At 56.7% G+C, this 959-nt stretch carries 1 protein-coding gene; it reads left to right on the forward strand.

What is annotated here, in order from left to right; all coding sequences use genetic code 11:
• Positions 1 to 106 precede the first annotated feature (106 nt).
• Positions 107 to 959 (forward strand): MFS transporter (locus ACR0D8_RS22165; protein ID WP_480649693.1); only part of this gene is annotated, 853 nt, incomplete at its 3' end.

The following is a 959-nucleotide window of genomic DNA, read 5'->3' on the forward strand; positions in this document are numbered from 1 at the left end:
GGCAAGTACGGTCATGTGACAAATAAAAGCACATGATATTGACACAACAAGTCACGTTACTTATAAAGTTACGTTAATTCGTTCTTCCGCAGCAGGAGTCGCCACCATGGCAAACGCGTTCATTTCACCGTCTAACGATGGGGTCCTTTCGCGGCACTGGCTGGCAGCAGCGTTCCTGTTCGCTGCGGCTTTCATCAACATGCTGGACACCACGATCATCAATCTCGCGCTTCCCGCGATCCAGACAGAGTTCTCTGTTTCGCACAGCGATCTGCAATGGACACTGGTGGTCTATGTCCTGACCTTTGCCGCTGGCCTCCTACCATTCGGCCGTTTCGGCGATGCCTGCGGACGGCGCCAACTTTTCCTGTTCGGGCTTCTTGGCTTCCTTATTTCTTCGACCGCGTGCGGCTTCGCGCCCTCGATTGGGGTGCTGATCCTCGCGCGGTTCTTTCAGGGTCTGATGGCCGCGATGATGATGCCACAGGTGCTTGCAATCCTGCACGAGAGCTTTCCGGAAGAGCAGAAGGCCAAGGCGATTGGCCTCTTCGGTATGGTGACGGCCTTGGGGGCCATGGCGGGCCCCCTGATCGGTGGTTTACTGATCTCGGCCGATCTATGGGGGCTGGGATGGCGCATGATTTTTCTGATAAACCTGCCCATCGGTCTGATCGCGTTCGCAGGGGCGTATGCGTTTGTTCCTGCAAGCCCAAAAGCCAGCGAACAAACCGTCGATTGGCTGGGCGCGCTTCTCTTTGCAATTGCAGCTCTAGCGCTGCTTTACCCCATGATCGAAGGGCAGGCTTTGGGATGGCCCATATGGCTTGTTGGCCTGATTGCATTGTCCATCGGAAGCGGGGTCGCTTTGCTGCGGCTCCAGTTTCGCAGCGCGCAGATGGGCCGGCCGCAACTCCTCCCTGTCTCATTGCTGACCAATACCCGTTTTCTCGTGCGGGTTG

The sequence above is a fragment of the Ruegeria sp. BG10 genome (assembly GCF_056538575.1).